General features: G+C 42.5%; 19 protein-coding genes. 5 read left to right on the forward strand and 14 right to left on the reverse strand.

The window, feature by feature from the left end:
• Positions 1-68 precede the first annotated feature (68 nt).
• The 4 genes from F597_RS0113030 to F597_RS20810 form a co-directional block, all read right to left on the reverse strand.
• Positions 69-1424: an MFS transporter gene (locus tag F597_RS0113030; RefSeq protein ID WP_019540192.1), complete on the reverse strand. Its 1356-nt coding sequence runs from the start codon at positions 1422-1424 to the stop codon at positions 69-71.
• 112 nt (positions 1425-1536) lie between these two features.
• The gene (locus tag F597_RS0113035; protein ID WP_019540193.1) at positions 1537-2700 is read right to left on the reverse strand and encodes an AraC family transcriptional regulator; all 1164 of its coding nucleotides are present in this window, start codon (positions 2698-2700) and stop codon (positions 1537-1539) included.
• 555 nt (positions 2701-3255) lie between these two features.
• Positions 3256-3525: a 30S ribosomal protein S15 gene (gene rpsO / locus F597_RS0113040; RefSeq protein ID WP_026327438.1), complete on the reverse strand. Its 270-nt coding sequence runs from the start codon at positions 3523-3525 to the stop codon at positions 3256-3258.
• Between the two features lie 145 nt (positions 3526-3670).
• Positions 3671-4939 carry a carboxypeptidase-like regulatory domain-containing protein gene (locus tag F597_RS20810; protein WP_019540195.1) on the reverse strand — a complete coding sequence of 423 codons (1269 nt, stop codon included), beginning with the start codon at positions 4937-4939 and terminating at the stop codon, positions 3671-3673.
• 254 nt (positions 4940-5193) lie between these two features.
• Between F597_RS20810 and nadB the strand changes: the two genes are divergently transcribed.
• From nadB to F597_RS0113075, 5 genes are all read left to right on the forward strand, one after another.
• Positions 5194-6774 carry an L-aspartate oxidase gene (nadB, locus tag F597_RS0113055; protein ID WP_019540196.1) on the forward strand — a complete coding sequence of 527 codons (1581 nt, stop codon included), beginning with the start codon at positions 5194-5196 and terminating at the stop codon, positions 6772-6774.
• A 72-nt stretch (positions 6775-6846) separates the two neighbouring features.
• Positions 6847-7683 (forward strand): dihydropteroate synthase, encoded by an 837-nt coding sequence (gene folP, locus F597_RS0113060; RefSeq protein ID WP_019540197.1) that lies wholly within the window; start codon positions 6847-6849, stop codon positions 7681-7683.
• A 6-nt stretch (positions 7684-7689) separates the two neighbouring features.
• Positions 7690-8451 (forward strand): diadenylate cyclase CdaA, encoded by a 762-nt coding sequence (cdaA, locus tag F597_RS0113065; protein ID WP_019540198.1) that lies wholly within the window; start codon positions 7690-7692, stop codon positions 8449-8451.
• Between the two features lie 29 nt (positions 8452-8480).
• Positions 8481-9587: a DNA replication/repair protein RecF gene (gene recF, locus F597_RS0113070; protein ID WP_019540199.1), complete on the forward strand. Its 1107-nt coding sequence runs from the start codon at positions 8481-8483 to the stop codon at positions 9585-9587.
• Positions 9588-9592: 5 nt separating this feature from the next.
• Positions 9593-9886 carry a DciA family protein gene (locus F597_RS0113075; protein WP_019540200.1) on the forward strand — a complete coding sequence of 98 codons (294 nt, stop codon included), beginning with the start codon at positions 9593-9595 and terminating at the stop codon, positions 9884-9886.
• On the opposite strand, the gene F597_RS0113080 is transcribed toward F597_RS0113075, so the two are convergent.
• The 10 genes from F597_RS0113080 to F597_RS21705 form a co-directional block, all read right to left on the reverse strand.
• Complete coding sequence (locus F597_RS0113080; protein WP_019540201.1) at positions 9883-10524, reverse strand: porin family protein; 642 nt, start codon at positions 10522-10524, stop codon at positions 9883-9885. The two genes, F597_RS0113075 and F597_RS0113080, sit on opposite strands and share 4 nt — an antisense overlap.
• 181 nt (positions 10525-10705) lie before the next feature.
• Positions 10706-11074 (reverse strand): preprotein translocase subunit SecG, encoded by a 369-nt coding sequence (gene secG / locus F597_RS0113085; RefSeq protein WP_019540202.1) that lies wholly within the window; start codon positions 11072-11074, stop codon positions 10706-10708.
• Positions 11075-11077: 3 nt separating this feature from the next.
• Positions 11078-11827, reverse strand: coding sequence for a hypothetical protein (locus tag F597_RS0113090; RefSeq protein WP_026327439.1), 750 nt, complete (start codon positions 11825-11827; stop codon positions 11078-11080).
• A gap of 4 nt (positions 11828-11831) precedes the next feature.
• Complete coding sequence (gene lptE / locus F597_RS0113095; RefSeq protein WP_019540204.1) at positions 11832-12338, reverse strand: LPS assembly lipoprotein LptE; 507 nt, start codon at positions 12336-12338, stop codon at positions 11832-11834.
• Between the two features lie 4 nt (positions 12339-12342).
• Positions 12343-13611 carry a sigma-54 interaction domain-containing protein gene (locus F597_RS0113100; RefSeq protein ID WP_019540205.1) on the reverse strand — a complete coding sequence of 423 codons (1269 nt, stop codon included), beginning with the start codon at positions 13609-13611 and terminating at the stop codon, positions 12343-12345.
• A gap of 64 nt (positions 13612-13675) precedes the next feature.
• Positions 13676-14506, reverse strand: coding sequence for a lysophospholipid acyltransferase family protein (locus tag F597_RS0113105; protein WP_019540206.1), 831 nt, complete (start codon positions 14504-14506; stop codon positions 13676-13678).
• Between the two features lie 94 nt (positions 14507-14600).
• A complete protein-coding gene (glmM, locus tag F597_RS0113110) occupies positions 14601-16001 on the reverse strand; it encodes a phosphoglucosamine mutase (protein ID WP_019540207.1) in 1401 nt (466 codons plus the stop codon).
• A gap of 103 nt (positions 16002-16104) precedes the next feature.
• Complete coding sequence (bamK, locus tag F597_RS0113115; RefSeq protein ID WP_019540208.1) at positions 16105-16671, reverse strand: BamK family beta-barrel-assembly machinery protein; 567 nt, start codon at positions 16669-16671, stop codon at positions 16105-16107.
• Between the two features lie 174 nt (positions 16672-16845).
• Positions 16846-17904 carry a DHH family phosphoesterase gene (locus tag F597_RS0113120; RefSeq protein WP_139224177.1) on the reverse strand — a complete coding sequence of 353 codons (1059 nt, stop codon included), beginning with the start codon at positions 17902-17904 and terminating at the stop codon, positions 16846-16848.
• A gap of 34 nt (positions 17905-17938) precedes the next feature.
• Positions 17939-19903 (reverse strand): ComEC/Rec2 family competence protein, encoded by a 1965-nt coding sequence (locus F597_RS21705; RefSeq protein WP_019540210.1) that lies wholly within the window; start codon positions 19901-19903, stop codon positions 17939-17941.
• Positions 19904-19970 lie beyond the last annotated feature (67 nt).

Below are 19970 nucleotides of genomic sequence, written 5' to 3' on the forward strand. Positions count from 1 at the left end.
TTATAGATGAGTAGATTTACTGATTAGTAGATTAATCATCAAATTATCACATCAATCAAATTATCACATTAATTATTTGTTTTTCTCCATGATTTGATTTTGTGTCCACTGGCAGCGTACCAGACAATATAGGCAAAGCAGGGAATCAGGATCCAATATGCCTGCTTCATTGCTTCAAAGGGAGATAAAGATGCATTCAATTCCACAAAAGCATTGTACACAATGGGCATGATGGCGCTTCCGCACAGGGCCATCACCAGGAATGAGGCACCCAGATTGGTGTATTTTCCTAACCCGTTGATAGCCAGCGGCCAGATGCCAGCATAGAGCAAAGCGTTTGGAAGCCCCATCATTACTAAATACCAGAGGGAGATATCGGAAGTGATACCAAGAAACCGTACTGTTCCCGATGTGGTTATTATCATCACAGATAGCAGTAAATTGATGGAGGCACAAATCAGGAGGGCGTTCCGCTGCTTCAGGTATTTTGGTATAAGCGCGATTCCTAAGAAATAACCGATAAACGTCAATAACATGGTATAAGAGGGGATATTCTGAGCTGGTCCCGCCAGACTCTCCCCCATAGTCCCTGCGTATTGAATACTGGTACCCAACGCGATCATCTGGGTTCCTATATGAAAGAACATGGCAATCACCCCTAAAATAAGCGCCGGATATTGTAAAATGGATTTATGTGAATTTACATCTTCTGCTGACTGTTTATTTACTATAGAGGGATCTAAATCAGGCAAAGGTGAGTAACGGACAATTATACCGAAGATAAAAAGTGCAATACCTAAAATGAGATAAGGTGTCATTACTCCCTTTATTAAAGTATCTAAAGCTGTTTCCAAGGCTATTCCAGTGTAATTTCCCGCTTCAATCTCCCGCATAAGTACTTTGTCGGATTCCCTGATAACGACAGCTGCAAATATCAGATTTGCAATTACCCCTGCCAGTTTATTACCGGTACCTACAATACTCATTCTTTTGGCAGCACTCTCCATGGGACCTACAATAGTTACATAGGGATTAGCTGCAGACTGAAGAATAGCCAGTCCCACTCCTAACAGGAATAATCCCAAAAGAAATATTTGATAGATACGCCAGTAAGCAGCCGGAACAAAAAGCAAAGCTCCTATCGACATACACCATAATCCAAACATCATTCCTTTTTTGTAACCTACCTTATTTAATAAAAAAGAGGAGGGAATTGCCATAATCAAATAAGCAATATAAAAGGCAAATGTCACCAGGTAGGACTGGAAATTCGATAATTGAAGAGTTAGCTGGAAATAGGGTATTAAGATGGTGTTTACCCATGATACCAATCCGAAAATAAAAAACAGCAGTGCCAGTATTATCATCGATTTGATGGTAGCGCTTCTGTCTTGTACATGATTGATTTGAGGACTGTTACTCATATTGTTATAAATTAAAAAAATATGCTCCGGTGTTTCAATGTACTAAAGCACAAAATTATTTTTTATATGGTATAGAATTGCTTTAAAAACGTAATTGTGTTTTCAAATAACGTTATGCGGTACGGGAATCACTGTATTTCTTACGATATTCGATAGGAGTACAGCCTTTCATCTTTTTGAATATTCTTGCGATATTCTTACAGTCATTGAATCCTGACTCTAATGCCAGGTCGAACAGGGTTCTTTCAGTGGTTACCAATAAATGTGCGAAATAATCGATTCTGCAACTTAGGATAAACTGATAGATAGAGGTTCCCATTTCATCTTTGAACTTCACTTCCAGGTTACGTCGGGACAACGGGACCAATTGTGTAAGTTCCTCTATATTGATATCGGAGATAAAATTGTCTTCTATAAAATTTACTACCTGTGAAATATATTCATTCGCAATATCATACTTTTCTGTAGATTTCCTAAGTTCAAACCTGGTCGGACGGATAATGATATTGAACGGTTCTTTAATTTCTCCCCTGCTCATCCTGTCGATGAGCCTGCCTGCCTCATATCCTCCTCTTTCCACATCGGTAACAATGGAAGAGATAGGTGGGTCGGACAGATTACAGATCAGTTCGTCATTATCTACTCCCAGCAAAGCAATCTCTTCGGGAATTTGTATATTATTGATCTTGCAGATTTGGGATACCCTTAATGCGAAATTATCGTCGCAGGCAAACAGCCCCACAGGTTTAGGCAGTGATAAGAGCCATTCGTCGAGCTGTATATGGCTGGTACTCCATTCTTCCCCGTGCAGATTTTCACTTTCGAAATAATGATAATTTCCGCCGACTTTTTCTATTTGAGACCTAAATCCCTCAGCTCTTTCGCGGGACCAAACCACCCCTTTATTTCCATAAAATGCAAAATTCCGGTAACGTCTTTTAATGAAAAATTGAGCAGCCATCTCTCCGGTGCCGAAATAGTCTCCGGTCAGATTGGAGAAATAGAGACTCCGCTCTTTATAATTTTGAAGTAGAATTGGAATGTTTAACGACTCCAGCAGATTAGTACCCTCATGGTCCCACCGTGCCACAATAGCGTCTGCTGCCCATTCTTTGGCCCACTCCACGATCCCTTCTTTACCGTACAGTGTTTTATAGTAGGAGGGTAGGCGATAAAAGATCCAGGGACCGTGTTCCTTGGAATATTGGATCAACCCTCTGAGCAGCCGGCGACTGAATTCGCTGGAATAATCAATAAGAATAAGTATTTTTAGCATAATGGAAGGTTATTAGAAAAACGTTCACTAAAGTTAGACTATTTGAGTCGCCTGCGCTCCTCGATTTTCAATTCTCGCCATGGCATAGTTCAAGCAAGCTTGACTCTGCTCATTTGGCTTAACGAAAAAGTTCAAAAATCGAAAAACACCTCATTTATGCCTCAAATATAGATATTTTTTTATATAACCAAAAATTTTAAAAAAAAGAGGCCCCCTCGATCGAGAAGGCCTCTTTTGTATCGGTTAACGTGATATCAGCGTTAAGGTAAAAAAGATTGTTTTAGGTTATCGATACAAAGATAGAGCGCTATTTTGAATCTGCAAAATAAAAAAATATGTTATAAGACATATTTCTGTAACATATTTTTAAACGATGCCATTTATATCCAATAAAAAATATATATGTAAATGTTTGTTATTTTGTTTGTTATGTGTGAGCCCTTGCTCATTGGTACCATTGAGTGAATGCTTAAATTCATTTAAGGGAAGGACTCATAACAAAAAAAGAGGATAAAAACAGTTGTTCCATCCTCTTTTCGTCTCTCTTTGAGAAAATTATTTTCTGATGCCCAGTTCCTTGATAATAGAACGATATCTTTCGATATCCGTATCAATCAGATAATCGAGTAAACGGCGACGCTTACCCACTAAAATTCTCAATGCTCTTTCTGTGCTATAATCTTTTTTGTTTGACTTGAGATGTTGAGTCAAATGCGAAATACGGTAGGAGAACAATGCTATCTGCGCTTCTGGTGAGCCAGTATCAGTGTTGGACTTCCCGTATTTGGCGAAGATTTCCTTCTTTTTAGCAGAATCTAAATACATACTGATTTGTAAATAATATAATTGTATAAAACTTTTGGGTTGCAAAGGTACACCTAAATTTGCTAATTCCAAACAGTTTTGCAATTTTCTTTAGTTGCAATCACTATATCATCAAATCATCACTACCTGTCCCGATTTATCGGGATCATTCCGCTCTTCGCCGTAATTTCCCGCTCAATCGTTTCACTGCATCCATTATCTCCTGATTCGGTTCAATTACGTTATATTCGCCCCAGAAGTCAGGATCAAGAAAATGTTCCACCTTTTCAGCGATTACATCAGTAGACCTGATCCGTTCGTTACGGGGGAATTTCACCACATTGTTGTCATATCTGTCGGTAATAGCCATTTCCGAGCCGATAGTGTAGGTAGTGGCAAACAGGCCGAAGAATCGGTTTGTCCATCGCACGCGGAATGAAACTTCAGTACTGCTATAATTAAAGAACCACTTTCCGTTATTTTCAGTAAAATCCACTACATATTGTGCCTTGCTTACTTCCACCCTCATCTTCGACGGTTTTCGTCTGATAAATATATTAGCTGCATCTTTGCGGTCTTCCACATTCATATTAAATTCCATACGGGCGAAGGCGAGGGATGCAGCATCCAGATAAATATTTCCCCTGAACAGGATTTCTTTTATTCCCGGATGGGGTGCAAATGAAATGATATAGTGTGGTTTGTCGTTGATATTAATCAGTCCCTCGATATGAAATTGATACTCTGATGCATCTGTTCCGAAAACGATCTCCGGGTTTTTAGCAATATCAAGCATCAGCGCATCGCTGATACCTCCCTGAAATTTCAGAAGGACGGTGTCGCGGGGAGAGATATCGGTGGCCTTGCGTCCAATATAAATTTTGGCCTGATCATTACTGTAAGAACTGTAGGTGGCTTTATAAATATCCAGCACTGTCTCTACCAATGAAATATAATTTGATCCCTTCTTTACCGACTCACGATAGAAAGCAACCATCATATGAGGATTGTCGGGGTAGTTCTGTGGAATACGTTGTAATGCCTCGCGTATTAACTCTTTTCCGTCACCCGAAACTACGACAACTTCACTCAGTTCGATGGGGGAGGGCTTTAGAGTAATATGATTGTTAGGATTATCGATCAGCGTAATTATCGGAATCTCCCGGTTCTCGTATCCCAGATAACGGATAAGCAGTTGTGAATTTTTTGTAAAAGCAGGGACACGAATAGAGAAATATCCATCCTGGTTGGTGACGCTCGATACATTCACCTGTTGTGCCGAAACACTTGCATTCACCAGTGGCTCATTGGTGTCGCCACCGAGCACCCTGCCTCTAAGCAGATAGGTGGAATCCGGCTGAGCAGTATTTCCGGAAAACAGGCTCGAAGTCGATAGGAGACAGAGAAATAGAAGCAGACGGAATAAGTTGTTCATACCAAAATAATTAAGAGTGTGAGACAGGTAGTATCGTGATGTTTAGCAGTCGGTTTATTTAATATACAAAGAAAACAAATTAGGAGAGATTTTTGAGGAGTATAACGTTTTTTAACTATGCTGGCGCCTTGATAGGAAGCTACATTGGAAGAGATGAAGGTATGCGGTAAAGGGGAAAGGATTTATGGAAATGGCTGAGGATTCCGGGAAAAATCATGTAAATTTGTATCGGAATAATCCTAAAAAAGAGGGAAATGGTTTATAGATACGATTTTCTGGTGATTGGTTCGGGTATTGCCGGAATGAGCTACGCCCTGAAAGTAGCAAAACATGGAAGAGTAGCTATTGCGGCAAAGAATTCACTCGAAGATGCCAATACATATTATGCACAAGGAGGAATTGCCTCTGTAACTAATCCGTGGGATAATTTCGAGAAGCATATAACCGACACGTTGGATGCCGGAGCAGGGCTTTGTGACGTGGAGGTGGTGGAAAAAGTGGTGCGTGAAGCGCCTGATCAAATCAGAGAACTGATAAGATGGGGAGTTGATTTTGATAAAGATGATAAAGGCAACTTCGATCTCCACCGGGAAGGAGGACATTCTGAATTTCGTATTTTGCATCATAAGGATAATACCGGGGCAGAAATCCAGGACAGCCTGATTGAAACTATCCGAAAACATCCTAATATCGATGTCTTTGATCATCATTTTGCGATAGAAGTGCTTACGCAGCACCATTTGGGACAGGTAGTTACCAGGCATACTTCGGGCATTGAATGTTACGGGGCTTACATCCTCAACCAGGAGACCAATGAAATCGATACATTTCTTGCCCGGGTTACCATGATGGCCACAGGCGGGATTGGCTGTATTTATCAGACCACCACTAATCCGCTGGTCGCTACAGGCGACGGTATTGCTATGGTAGCGCGTGCCAAGGGCGAGATCAAAGGGATGGAATTTGTGCAATTTCATCCCACCGCATTATATCATCCCGGTGCACGCCCTTCGTTTCTTATTACCGAGGCGATGCGTGGCTACGGAGGTGTGTTGAAGACACTCGACGGGAAAGAGTTTATGCACAAATATGATGATCGGGGCTCGCTTGCTCCCCGTGATATTGTTGCTCGTGCAATCGATACCGAGATGAAAGAGAAAGGTTTTGAGCATCTCTTTCTGGATGTAACCCATAAAGACCCTGAGGAAACTCGGAAACATTTTCCCACCATTTATGAAAAATGTCTTTCCTACGGAATAGATATTACTAAAGATATGATCCCTGTGGCTCCTGCGGCTCACTATTTGTGTGGAGGGATTAAAGTAAATATGGATGGAGAGACCAGTATCAGTCGCCTTTATGCTAACGGTGAGTGTGCTTGTACCGGACTTCACGGAGCCAATCGGCTGGCATCGAATTCCTTGATCGAAGCGGTAGTTTTCGCTGATGCTGCGGCGAAACACTCTATCCCTCTCTTCAGGCAGTACCCGTTCCGGGAAGATATTCCATCCTGGAATGCCGAAGGAGTAACCTCTCCCGAAGAAATGGTGTTGATTACGCAGAGTTACAGGGAAGTGGGACAGATCATGTCGTCATATGTGGGTATTGTCCGTTCGGATTTACGTTTACAAAGAGCACTTAACCGGCTGAATATCCTGTTCCGGGAAACTGAGGACCTCTTCCAGCGTTCTGTGGTATCGCGTGATATTTGTGAGTTGAGAAATATCATCAAGGTGGGATATATGGTTATTAAACAGGCTATGGTACGAAAAGAGAGCAGAGGATTGCATTATACCGTTGATTATCCCGGCCAGGATCCCGATTCGGTACTTTAAGATTCAAAATTCAAGATTTAAGATTCAAACTTCTCAACTTCTTGACTTCTCAGTTCTACAATTATTGAAAGAATGAAGACAATTAATATAAACGGTCAACTGGTTGATTTTTCCACACCCCGTGTGATGGGTATTGTAAATATCACCCCGGATTCCTTCTTTTCAGGTAGCAGAACAGAAGCTGCCAACGAGATCATAGAGAGATGTGCCCGGATAATCAGAGAGGGCGGGACAATAATCGATGTGGGCGCACAATCCTCTTCTCCTGCCTCCCGGTTTCTCGATGCAAAAGAGGAGACCGAACGGCTGATGCCTGCTCTGAAGTTAATCCGTAATGAATTTCCCGATACGATCCTTTCTGTGGATACATTTTATGCTGATGTGGCGAAGGAGTCCGTAGAAGAATATGGAGTGAATATCATCAACGACATTTCGGGAGGACAGATAGATGAACGGATGTTTCCGGTTGTGGCTCAACTGAATGTTCCTTATATTCTGATGCATATGCGTGGTACACCGCAGACAATGCAGCAGTTTACCCATTATGACAATTTTATTCAGGATATCCTCTATTATTTCTCTGAGCGTAAGGCAAAATTGAATCAACTCGGAGTAAGTGATGTGATCATAGACCCCGGTTTCGGATTCAGTAAAACAATCTCTCAAAATTATGAATTGATGGCTTATCTGAAATATTTTCATATCTTTGAGGAACCTATACTGGTAGGAATATCGCGAAAATCGATGATCTACAAACTGCTCGGAACTACACCTGAAGAAAGCCTGAACGGTACATCCGTGCTCAATGCGGTGGCGTTGCTTTCAGGAGCTGACATCCTGCGGGTGCATGATGTGAAAGAGGCTGTAGAATGCGTGAAAATCATCGAAAACATTGCATTTGATTCATAAGAAAATATGTTCTCACATTTTGGAATAAAAGATTTCATTGATGTAGTGCTGGTAGCGCTACTTCTTTACTACCTGTTCCGGTTGGTGAAGATCTCGGGGATGCGTCCACTCTTTCTCGGAATCCTGGTTTTCATGGTAATCTGGATTCTGGTCTCACGGGTATTTAATATGGTATTGCTCGGATCCATCCTTGACCAGTTTGTGAGTGTGGGACTTTTCTTATTGGTAATCCTTTTTCAGGATGAGATCCGACGTTTTCTGATGTCACTCGGTTCCAAAAAAGGGTGGAACTTTATCACAAAACTTTTCTTTCCCAGTGATAAGCAGAAGAACGATAAGTCGTACCTGACGCCTATCGTGCTTGCGTGTATGAACATGTCAAGAACCAATACAGGAGCACTGATTGCTATTCAGGGTGATCTTCATTTAGGCCTTTATGAACAGACCGGTGAAATTGTCAATGCCGATATATCGTCGCGACTTATTGAGAATATTTTTTTCAAGAACAGCCCGCTGCATGACGGCGCCATGATTGTTGTCGGAAAGAAGATCAAGGCTGCGGGATGTATTTTACCCATCTCTCAGAATCCCAATATTCCCACTCATCTTGGATTGCGTCACAGGGCCGGATTGGGAATATCTCAGGAGACCGATGCGAAAGTGATTATCGTTTCCGAAGAGAGAGGTAAGATATCATTTGCTTCACAGGGACGGCTCAAAATGAATATTTCTCCCGAGGATCTCCAGCGGCTGTTATTTGAGGAATGAGACGATTGTGTCGTTGAGATTTCAATATTATGATTTTAAAAGAACTTTCCCTTATTAATTATAAAAACCTGACTCAGGCAGATCTTACATTGTCTCCTAAGATGAATTGTTTCATTGGTGACAACGGGATGGGGAAGACTAATCTGCTCGATGCCGTCTATTACCTCTCCTTTTGCAGGAGTTATATGAATCCCGTCGATTCGCAGATCATAAGACATGGCGAAGAGGTTTGTATGCTACAGGGAAAGTATGAGTTCGAAGATGATACCAAAGAGGAGATCTATTGTGCTATCCGTCGCCGGCAAAAAAAGCAGTTCAAGCGCAATAAGAAAGAATATGAACGGCTTTCAGACCATATCGGACTGATCCCGTTGGTAATGATATCCCCGGATGATAATGAACTGATTACCGGTGGGAGTGAGGTGCGTCGAAGATTTATGGATATGGCTGTTTCTCAGTTTGATAAGGAATATCTGCGGGCATTGCTCAGGTATAATAAGGCATTGCAACAGCGGAACGTACTGTTAAAAAATGAGGAATCGCTTATCGATTTCACCTTGTTGGATCTTTGGGAGGAGCAGATGGCCGAGGCCGGTACATTTATTTACAGTAAAAGAAAAGAGTTTATCGAAGAATTTACCCCTATCTTCAATCAATTCTATGCGAGTATCAGTCAATCGGGTGAGCAAGTCTCTTTCAGCTATACCTCCCAGTTGAATGATGCTGATTTCCTTGAAAAGTTGAAACATAACAGGCAACGTGATGTCTATCTCGGTCATACTTCGGTGGGGATTCACCGCGACGAGTTGGAGATGCTGCTCGATGACTATCCCATCAAAAAGGTGGGATCGCAGGGACAGAACAAAACCTATTTTGTTTCCCTGAAGCTGGCACAGTTTCACTTCCTGCTGAAGAGAGGAAAAACAACACCTATCATGTTGCTGGATGATATTTTCGACCGGCTGGATGCGAAAAGGGTGGAGGAGATTGTAAAATTGGTCTCCGGCGCGGAATTCGGACAGATATTCATATCGGATACCAACAGAGGATCGCTGGATAAGATACTGGCGAGGATTAATAACAACTCCCATATCTATTCCGTAGTGGATGGAGAGATAACCCTGATGAAAGATTAGTCTGTATGCAAAAGAAAAATGCTCAATCGTTGTCGGAAGCACTCTCAGATTTTTTTAATGAGAATAGCGTACTAAGAGTAAAGATGGCGCAACAACGTGTTATCAGGGGGTGGAATGAGTTGTTTGGGGAAGGGATTGCCAGGTACACCGGTAATCTTTATTTCAACCGTGATACTCTTTACGTGCATCTTAATTCAGCAGTATTGCGTGCCGAACTGATGATGATCAAAGAGGAGTTGATTAAAAAATTGAATGATCATGCAGAGATACCCGTCGTGCATGATATTGTGTTTCGTTAGAAAAAAGCGGAGACTCCTAAATAGAATCCTTCAGGGTGAGGTGAATCTGCGTGTTGCACTAAGTCGTAGTTCAATGTGATATGGGATATTCCCAAACGGAAACCGGCCCCTACTACCAGCGAAGGTACCAATCCCCTGTCCGTTATGGAATCCTTTGTTGTCCTGGGAGTAAATTTAGACCAGATATAATTGAGTTCAGGCTGTACAAACAGAGTGATAAAATTTACCGGGTAGAAATAACCGAACAAATTTGTTCCCAGTAAATTATTTTTTATTTCATACTCGTAAGTACGTGCCTTCATATAATAGTATTTGATTCCTGCTCCGGCCATAAAATAATTATTGACCTGGTAACCTATTTGCGGTCCAAAACCCAGATTGGTATAATTGCGGCTTATCGACAAGCCCAGATTGGCTCCAAAACGCAGTTTACTTTTGTCGAACGTGGCAGACTGCCTCCCGGCGGTATGGATATTTTCCCTGCGTAAAGGTTCACTTGAAACCTCTACATTTTTGGAACGATTGAGATGGATATTCCGTTCATCATCGGGAGATACCCTGATCGTATCGTATGTAATGGTCTGTGCTCCGGCTGACAGGGTGGACAACAGGAAAAAAAGTGATAAAAGTCTTTTCATACGATTAAAACTATTTATTTTAATGGTATCGTATGATAATTGAGCAAAGCGAAATTGCCGACTTCCTTTAAAAGTATTAACTGGAGGCAACTCGCTTTAATCATCTACTTGTGTAATAATGATTGTCACGCTCGTTTCATACGAATATCGTTCTAAAGTCGTATGGCAGGCAAATCATATTTTACTCTTCCGGTGTTCCCTCTTCCTGCTGGGGTTGAGCGGGGATCTGTGACGGAACGGGTATTTCCGGAGTTACATTCGGTGCTGTGGAAGGATTCAGCGGAGCCGGTTGTTCTACTTCTATCTGAGATTGCGGAACGTTTGAATGTGAGGTCGTGTATTTGGCCGTCAGGATACTCAGAACAATGATCGTACCCGCCAATGTCCATGTGAACTTCTCCAGGAAGTCAGTTGTTTTACGGACACCCATAATCTGGTTCGATGATGCGAAACCGCTTGCCAGTCCTCCTCCTTTGGATTTTTGCACCAATACGGCAAAGATCATCAGGATCGCTGCCAGTACAATAAGGATTGTGATGAAAATATACATATCTTATTTATCTTTATTTTTTGCGTTAATAATCAACAACTCAAGAAAACGAATTTGGTGCGCAAAGTAAACACTTTTTTTTGGAAAATTCAAACTTAACCTTTTAATTATTGTGAGCGCCTGTTCATATTTCTTTTGTTTGATATATATCCTGGCGAGTGTTTCCGTCAGGAATTCGCCTCCTTCTTCTTTTTCCTCTGTCTCCTGTTTCGTTTCAATGGGGGCTGTATCGTTGGGAACGAACAATATGTCTGATTCCGCTTTTTCGATAAACGCATCGATAATATCCTGATGTTGTAATTTTTGGTATTCAGTGTGATCAGAATTGCCGGTCCCCCCGCCCAGCGATTTCAGATAGGAAAAATAGTCCGTCGTAGCCAGATTCAACTCTGCATTTTCTACGGTAGGCTCAATCATCTCTCTTTCCCCGAGCGACGAAAGGAATGATTCAAGTAACTCTTCTGTCCTGTCGGCTCTTTTTAAGTGAATTCCCTTATCTGTCTTCAGTAATTTCCCGTATTCCTCCCGGTAGATAAGGTAGAACAGTTTCCTTCTGTCATTGCACAAAACAGCTGTTCTGCCCAATTCTTCTTCATATCCCTGGTTGTCAATCAGGTTCAAATTCTTTGTGTATAGTAGCCTGGAGGTATGAAAATAAGGATACTCTTTCACAACCGTTCTCAGTTCTTCCAACGTAGAAGCGTCCAGCCTTTCCGGATTTTCCATCCATCTGTATAGATCTTCCTTTTGCATAAAATTACCAGTTTGACATGGTGGCGTTGAATATCTGATCTACAATTTCATCGATGAGCTCATTAAGAAGTTGGTCTTGTACAGTGTCAAATACCTCATTACTGGAGAACGTGCGGTTCGCAGATATCCTCTCCTCTATTTCGGGATCATCTGTTTTATTATTCCGGAATCGCATCCTTACCGTCATGGTTAGTCGTGTTTCGGAAGCGAACGCATCCTCCTGTACAGCCAGGGGTGTTAATTCATACCCTACAATCTCTCCTTCGATTTCCATATCTCCGTTTTGGTTTACCAGTTGCAGACGCGTGTTGCGGGTAAACATATCCTTCATCTCCTCATTGAACCGCTGTTCAAGAGGGGGATAAACCAATGGTGCCTGATTGACGAAGTGTCCTATCTGGAGCGTTTTGGTGAGATCATAGTTGATGGAGGTACCCCTGAAAGAGTAGGATATACGACATGAACTGACAGAGATCAGTAATAACAGGAGGATGAAAATATTTTTCTTCATAATCTTAACCTAAGAGTGAGTACTCCTTAATTTTGCGGTAAAGTGTACGTTCGGAAATACCCAGATCGTTAGCTGCCAACTTTCTTTTTCCATTATGCCTTTCCAGCGCTTTCATGATCATCTCCTTCTCCACATCACTGATAGATAACGCACTTTCTTCATATTCGGTAGCTTCCTGAATATTATTTCTCTCGGGTTCATCCAAAGTGATCTTTTTGGGCATGGCCTCATATTTCACGGGAACGGAAACCCGGGTATGGTCGTTTGTAATGATAGATGAGGAATGATGCATTTCGTTTGAGGATGCATTATATGAAGAATGTTGCGCCGAATCCTCCATAATGCTTTTTACTACACGTTTCAGGTCAGTGATATCCTTCTTCATGTCGAACAGCACCTGATAGAGTATTTCCCGTTCATTGGCGAATGATTTTTGTTCCGATTCATGTATCTGATGTACCGAAACGGGTAACATTCCTACTTCATTATTGGGCAAATACTTTTGAAGTATATCGGCTGTGATGAGACGTTCCTGTTCAATGACCGAGATCTGTTCCGTGATATTCTTCAGTTGACGTACATTCCCGGGCCAGCGATAGCTTTTCAGTTTCTCTTTTGCTTCGTCGGTCAGTGTGATGGGGGGCATCATATATTTTTCAGCGCAATCGCCTGCAAATTTCCTGAACAATAGAGGGATATCCTCTGCCCGGTCGCGCAACGGCGGAATGCGGATGGGTACTGAATTGAGACGGTAATAGAGATCTTCCCTGAATTTTCCTCTCTCTACTGCCTGTACCATATTGAGGTTGGTGGCTGCTACCACGCGTACGTTGGTTTTCTCCACCTTGGAAGACCCTACTTTGATGAACTCTCCGCTCTCCAGTACGCGAAGCAGGCGTGCCTGTGTCGGGAGTGGAAGCTCGCCCACTTCATCGAGAAAGAGTGTGCCGCCGTCGGCCACTTCAAAATAACCTTTTCTGGTGCCCGTGGCACCGGTAAACGAACCCTTTTCATGTCCGAACAGTTCCGAATCGATGGTGCCTTCGGGTATCGAACCGCAGTTAATGGCAAAATAGGGGCCATGCTTCCGATTACTGTACTGATGCACAATTTGCGGAAAATTCTCTTTTCCGGTACCGCTTTCCCCGGTGATAAGCACCGAGAGGTCGGTGGGAGCCACCTGTAAAGCAACGTCGATAGCACGATCCAGCTTAGGGTCATTACCAATGATCCCAAAACGTTGCTTCACCTGTTGTAAAGAGTGTTTTGCCATAAGCGTGCTGTTTTTTGAATATTCAAAGATAGGAACTTTTTTGTTAAGCGAGTACAGAGCAAATTTATTTATATCCTAAAGCGTATGTTTCTTTCTTCAGGTATTGTCCCAAACGTGGTATGTCGTCTTTAAACGATACTATCCTGTCCGGCATGATGGGATTCCCAAGAGTGATCACCATCTCTTTCCCTTTTTTGTTATATAATTCGTGACACAACCTGAGGGTGCGGAATTTATAACCGAATATCTTCGACATGTAGAAAGACGGGCTATTCTGTCCGGAGATATGCATAGGAATGACCGGCACTTTCGATTTCTGGATGATTTTGATGACCGCCGATTGCCATTCCCGGTCTTCAATCATCACTTTTCCTTTCTTGAATACAAGATTGGAAACTGCTCCTGCAGGAAAAAACCCCAGTGGAAACCCTGACCGCACATGGGCTATACTCTCCTTAATGCCGGCATAGGTGATACTGTTTTTTTCGGCATACTTCATCGGATTTACAGTGATAAAGTTTTCAGCCATGGTATCTATCAATCCCAGAATAACGTTTACCATCATTTTATAGTGCTGAACCCGGCTGCCTACTGTCTCAATAGCTGCAATTCCGTCGACATGTCCGTAGGGATGATTGGATACGGTAATAAAAGGACGATCCTGGAACTGATTGAGGAGCTCTCCATTTATTACAGTACGGATGATCCCGAGTTTATCCAGCACATCTTTACAGAAATCGGGTCCGGTAAGATGTTTAGATCGGTTGTAAATTTCATTCGGAACATGCAATGCAGATATTTTTATACCCAAGTCTATCAATTTGTCTCCGTATTTGCCCCTGAATACAGGGTGCAGACTGCGCAACTCTTCGCGACTGATCAGTGTTTCTTTCATTAATTCCGCACCTGTTTAGTTTATTTAATTCAAAAGCCACATCATCCAGGATGAAGTGGCAATTGAGTGAAAAAATGGCGACAGTTTTACTTTGTTATGAGAACTCTTGAATGAGTTTTATAATTTGTTTGCCGATTTCTTCCGCCTCCTCCATGGAATGTGCTTCCGAATAAACACGGATGATGGGCTCAGTGTTCGATCTTCTCAGATGCACCCATTTGTCGGGAAAGTCGATCTTCACTCCGTCGATATCGGTTATCTGCTGGTCACTGAATATCTCTTTCACCTTATTCAGGATCATTTCCGTATCAATACCGGGTGTGAGTTCTACCTTTTGTTTTGCCATAAAATAGACCGGATATGACTTTCTTAATTCCGAAGGTGTTTTCCCCGATTTGGCGAGATAGGTAAGGAACAGGGCAATACCTGCGAGTGCATCGCGGCCGTAATGTAAAGCAGGATAAATGACGCCGCCGTTACCTTCTCCGCCGATCACCGCATTTGTCTCTTTCATTTTAGTTACCACATTTACCTCTCCTACAGCCGCAGCATTATATTCTCCGTTCCTGGCACGTGTAACATCTCTCAGTGCACGGCTGGAACTAAGGTTAGATACTGTATTGCCGGGCGTATGTTGCAAAACATAGTCTGATACGGCCACGAGCGTGTACTCTTCTCCAAACGGCTCACCGTTTTCACAATAGATCGCCAACCGGTCTACATCCGGATCCACGGCAAAGCCTACGGATGCTTTGGAGCTACGTGTGAGTGATGCCAGTTCCGTCAGATGCTGTGGTAATGGTTCAGGATTGTGTGAGAAATTGCCATGTGGTGCACAGTGGAGCTTAAATATCTCCTTCACTCCCAAGGCATATAATAATTCAGGGATAGCAATTCCGCCGACAGAGTTTACACAATCTATTGCCACCCGGAAGTTAGCAGCCTCTATGGCTTTTTTATCCACTAAATCGAGTGACAGGACTTGTTGGATATGTTCGTGGAGGTATTGCTTCTGGGTGACTTTCCCCAGCTCATCAACAGGAGAAAATAAAAAATCTTCCGATTCGGCAATGGAGAGAATTTCTTCTCCCTCGGCTGCACTGAGGAATTCCCCGCTGCTGTTTAATAGTTTCAGGGCATTCCACTGTTTAGGGTTGTGGCTGGCTGTAATAATGATACCTCCGGAAGCATTTTCTTTTTCAACGGCGATCTCTGTAGTGGGGGTTGTAGCCATTCCAATATCGGTAACATCACATCCCATTCCTATCAATGTTCCAGTAATGATACGATGTACCATCTCCCCCGAAATACGGGCATCTCTCCCTACTACGATACAGGGATTTTTCTTTCCTGATAAACAACGTTCTGTAGTTAAATTTTTGATAAATGCTGCATAGGCAGCTGTAAATTTTACGATATCGAGTGGGGTCAGATTTTCGGTGACTATCCCGCCGATTGTTCCTCTTATCCCGGATATGGATTTGATTAATGTCATAAAAGATTCTCTTTATCAATTATAGATTTTGATGCTGATCTAAAGATGCCAGCCGAAGATGATACCTGTTTCTTTCGTTTATGGGATCGTTGCCGGATTACGATCACCACTGGTTTTCAAATCTGTATTCCACCTGTTCGTAATAGGTAGGTTGATAACTGGATTGGTCGTACGATGAACCCATCTCGAAAGGAACGATCAGTTTTACTTTTCCCCTATGGCCTACATAGGACAGGGGGACAGCCCATCCTGCGGTTGAACTTGAATAGGCGCTTAATGTTGTTGAATTAACCGGACCAAAATATTCCAACACTTCAGGAAAAGTACTCTGGTAATTGGAGTACCGGGTTGTATCGTCGGTTGCAAAATAATGCAACCCTTTAAAACGGATATATATTTTCTCCCTCCATTGAGGTCTGTAAGTAGTGTCACCAAGGTCAATGATATTAAAATAGACGCCTGTATTCGGATCTTTATAAAATTCATTCTCACCGAATACACTATCTACCGGAAATTCCCTGAGTATCTCGAAATTACTTTTCGATATTAAAAGATCAATTGCCTTCTTCTCGTCTTTCAGATAGTCAGCATATGTTTTCCTGTTATTGCAGGAGGTAGTCAGGATAACCAAACTGACAAGGGTGAGAACTATGGAATGGAATAGTTTCATATAATTGTTTTTATTTAGAATCAAGAACCAGGATTAGCCTAATGTGCTAATTTATTAATCCCGACTTGTCGGGATAAGCACATTATGATTCTGAACAGCCTACAAAAATACACAATCTGCTTCAAATAAACAGAGGTTGCGCTGAAATAAACATTATCTATTCTTAAAAATGGGTTAAAGCTTGTCTGCCATACTTTTTAATTTCTCTTCGTATGACTTTAATCCTTCCTTGAAAACACGGATTGCTTCTTCAAAAGTGCCGTAGAATTCTCCCCCCGAGGCATTGAGGTGACCTCCTCCATTAAAGAAATCGGCTGCAAATTCATTACAGGGGAAAGATTTCTGGGAGCGGAATGAAAGCTTGATAAGATCATCATCTTCCCGAATAAAGGTAGAGAAGAAAATACCCTTGATACTGAGAGGATAATTCACGAAGCCCTCGGTATCTCCCTTGCTGAAACGAAATTGAGCCTGGTCTTCCTTGGAAAGATAAAGAAGTGCCGAATGCAGTTCCGGATATACTTCCATTCGTTGCAATAAGGTAAATCCAAGCAGGCGAAAGCGCTCTTCGGAGTAATTATCGAATACCAGTGAATAAATGGCATCCTTATTGATATTTTTTCGAAGTAACAGGCTGATGATCTCAAAAATCTCGGGGTCGTTTGAATTGTATGTAAAACTGCCTGTGTCGGTCATCATACCGCAATAGATACATTCGGCTTCAGCCTGTGTCAATTCTTCATACTTTCCCGCCTGAAAGAACAATCTGAACAGAAGTTCGCTTGTGGATGATATTTCGGGATGTGATACTGTAATGTCGAAATTTTCTCCGGGAAGAAGATGATGGTCAATCAGGATTTTTTTTGCAGGAGATTTATCCAGGAAAGGTCCCATATCTCCCACTCTTTTGGATATATTGTAGTCCAGCGAAAAGATGAGATCGGCATGCATGAGGATATGTTGCCCGGCAGAGGGATTATATTCATATATTTCAATTTCCCTGGCTCCCGCCATCCATTTCAGGAAATAGGGAAACGAGTTGGGTACAATGATCTTCACGGTTTTGTTTCTTCTCTTCAGGAAATGGTAGAGTGCAAGCGAAGATCCCAAAGCGTCGCCGTCGGGAGAGCGGTGGGTGGTGATGACGATCTTTTCTGCCTTGGCGACGGCATCCATAACCTGCTCTACTTTTTGGGGCTGAATCACATTTGAGATCGATACTGTAGAATTCATTTTGTCTCTGTCATTTGATAGGGCGACAAAATTACTAAAAATTTAGCGAAAAGGCGCCTTTTTCCGTTACATCGTGTACCTCTATGCCCAGGGCTCCACACTCTTGTGCTATTCTGACGGCCACATAACGGGGTAGTGAACTGTCTAAGACAATCTTCGAGGGGCGAAACAGAGCGAGCAACTGTTCGATATCAAAGGATGCCTGTTGTGAGAGGATCAGAATATCTAAACGGTATTGTTTATCCGCATGATAAGTGATGAAATCTGCATCTGATAGCAGGAAAATCCGTTTTTCAGGATGAGAAATAAAGCTGTTTTCCGGGATATCTGTAAAATGTCGTTTGTTATTATGAAAGATAGCGATCTCACTTTGGCCGGGACTATTGAATACGGTGAGTTGCGGCGCCGGGCGGGTCAGATTTTTATAAGTGATTGTAAGCTGAAAGAGCAGTAAAGCTGCCAGGGAGATAATAAGCGGTCGGGCATGGCGTGAAAAAAGAAACCGGGTAAAAGAGTAAATAAACAGCAGGAGCAGTATAAGCTGGAGAAAGGATATTTTTTTGTCGGAAATCTGAGCAAAAGGGATTGATTCGGAGATGTAGACGATTCTCAATAATAGTTCTGTCAGGTTTTTTTCTACCCATTGAAAGAAAGTATACAACACCGTGATGAGATCCCATTCTAAGGAACGGAGTAATCCAAAAATAATAAGTGGAAAAGCTGCATAAATGATGATGCCGACCAGAGGTACGACCAGCATATTGGTGATGAAAAACCAGGTGGGGAATGTGCCGAAATGGTAAAGTACCAGCGGAAAAACGCCTAACTGTGCTGCTGTGGTGATACTGAACAAATTCCATATATATTTCACAACTTTGTTCGAGGGGCGGTAGAGCCGGTTTAGTAACGGATTAAAAAAGAGGATAGCGAACACGGCAGCAAAACTCATCTGAAATCCCACGTCGAATAGATAAGATGGCTGGAAAATGAGAATTAGAAACGCTGCTGCGGCCAGTGAATTATAGGTAAATCCGCTACGATGATACATGTTTCCCAAGCTAAACAGGGTAAGCATGATGGCTGCACGGACTATTGATGCCGACATTCCCACTATGAACACAAATGCCCACAGGGTTAAAATAACCAGCCATTGACGGATAATGAATCCATAGCCGCTTTTTCCAAAGAACGAGAACAATAGACTGATAACTGCATAAATGATTCCCACGTGTAGCCCGCTTAATGCCAGGACATGTGCTGTCCCCGATGCCCTGAATGCCTCTTGCAGATCGTTGGAGAGGTGTACCTTGTAGCCGAGGGTAAGTGCGCAGATAAATGCATATGCGTCGTTTTCCAGATCGAATGAACGATAGAAGCCAAGTGCCTTGGCCCTGAACCGTTGCGCCATAATCGGGATGCTCTTCGTCTCCCTGCCGGTTTTCTGCCAGTCAACTGCAGGAATATAGCCTGATCCTGCAAACCCTTTGTTCTTCATATATCCGGCATAATCAAAATCATCCGGATTACCAAAATTCCTGAATGGTTCTACTTTGGACAGAAAGACAATTTCATCGCCGGGATTTAATCCTCTGGCTTCGTCGGTTTGCTCTAAATAAAGAATCACCTTTTTTTCTCCGGGAGAGGCTGTTTTTACATTAACCGCAATACTCCGTGGTTTCACTTCCGGGATGTCGAGCACAACGCCGAGGTCATATTGGCTGTAACCCGGAGGAGAGAGTTCTGCGGACTCAATATGTTGCCGGAACTGGTATAGAGACAGGGAAAAAAGGAAGAGGCAGACACCTGCTCCGAACAGCCATCTGAACCTGAATTGGTCGTCCGGACGGATAAAGAATGATAACAGCATAAGTGACAACCCGCCCAGAGCTATCGATAACGATACGGATAGAATTCCGGGAAAAATCGCTCCTGCGATGATACCGAAAATCAAGGGAAGCAAAAGGCGGAAAAAAGGTGTTTTTCCGATCAATGCATTCATAAAGATTAGACTGTTTCGTTAAGCAATAAGGCAGAAACATATCTACCTGTATTATGCCATGGTAAAT

The sequence above is a fragment of the Proteiniphilum acetatigenes DSM 18083 genome, assembly GCF_000380985.1.
Taxonomy (GTDB): Bacteria; Bacteroidota; Bacteroidia; order Bacteroidales; family Dysgonomonadaceae; genus Proteiniphilum; species Proteiniphilum acetatigenes.

Coding starts and splice junctions, on each gene's coding strand:
- F597_RS0113120 (WP_139224177.1), bottom strand. CDS start 17,904: ATGAATTCTACAGTATCGATCTCAAATGTGATTCAGCCCCAAAAAGTA.
- F597_RS0113105 (WP_019540206.1), bottom strand. CDS start 14,506: ATGAAAGAAACACTGATCAGTCGCGAAGAGTTGCGCAGTCTGCACCCT.
- F597_RS20810 (WP_019540195.1), bottom strand. CDS start 4,939: ATGAACAACTTATTCCGTCTGCTTCTATTTCTCTGTCTCCTATCGACT.
- bamK (WP_019540208.1), bottom strand. CDS start 16,671: ATGAAACTATTCCATTCCATAGTTCTCACCCTTGTCAGTTTGGTTATC.
- F597_RS0113090 (WP_026327439.1), bottom strand. CDS start 11,827: ATGCAAAAGGAAGATCTATACAGATGGATGGAAAATCCGGAAAGGCTG.
- F597_RS0113075 (WP_019540200.1), top strand. CDS start 9,593: ATGCAAAAGAAAAATGCTCAATCGTTGTCGGAAGCACTCTCAGATTTT.
- rpsO (WP_026327438.1), bottom strand. CDS start 3,525: ATGTATTTAGATTCTGCTAAAAAGAAGGAAATCTTCGCCAAATACGGG.
- F597_RS0113080 (WP_019540201.1), bottom strand. CDS start 10,524: ATGAAAAGACTTTTATCACTTTTTTTCCTGTTGTCCACCCTGTCAGCC.
- glmM (WP_019540207.1), bottom strand. CDS start 16,001: ATGACATTAATCAAATCCATATCCGGGATAAGAGGAACAATCGGCGGG.
- recF (WP_019540199.1), top strand. CDS start 8,481: ATGATTTTAAAAGAACTTTCCCTTATTAATTATAAAAACCTGACTCAG.
- F597_RS0113030 (WP_019540192.1), bottom strand. CDS start 1,424: ATGAGTAACAGTCCTCAAATCAATCATGTACAAGACAGAAGCGCTACC.
- F597_RS0113035 (WP_019540193.1), bottom strand. CDS start 2,700: ATGCTAAAAATACTTATTCTTATTGATTATTCCAGCGAATTCAGTCGC.
- nadB (WP_019540196.1), top strand. CDS start 5,194: ATGGTTTATAGATACGATTTTCTGGTGATTGGTTCGGGTATTGCCGGA.
- F597_RS21705 (WP_019540210.1), bottom strand. CDS start 19,903: ATGAATGCATTGATCGGAAAAACACCTTTTTTCCGCCTTTTGCTTCCC.
- secG (WP_019540202.1), bottom strand. CDS start 11,074: ATGTATATTTTCATCACAATCCTTATTGTACTGGCAGCGATCCTGATG.
- lptE (WP_019540204.1), bottom strand. CDS start 12,338: ATGAAGAAAAATATTTTCATCCTCCTGTTATTACTGATCTCTGTCAGT.
- folP (WP_019540197.1), top strand. CDS start 6,847: ATGAAGACAATTAATATAAACGGTCAACTGGTTGATTTTTCCACACCC.
- cdaA (WP_019540198.1), top strand. CDS start 7,690: ATGTTCTCACATTTTGGAATAAAAGATTTCATTGATGTAGTGCTGGTA.
- F597_RS0113100 (WP_019540205.1), bottom strand. CDS start 13,611: ATGGCAAAACACTCTTTACAACAGGTGAAGCAACGTTTTGGGATCATT.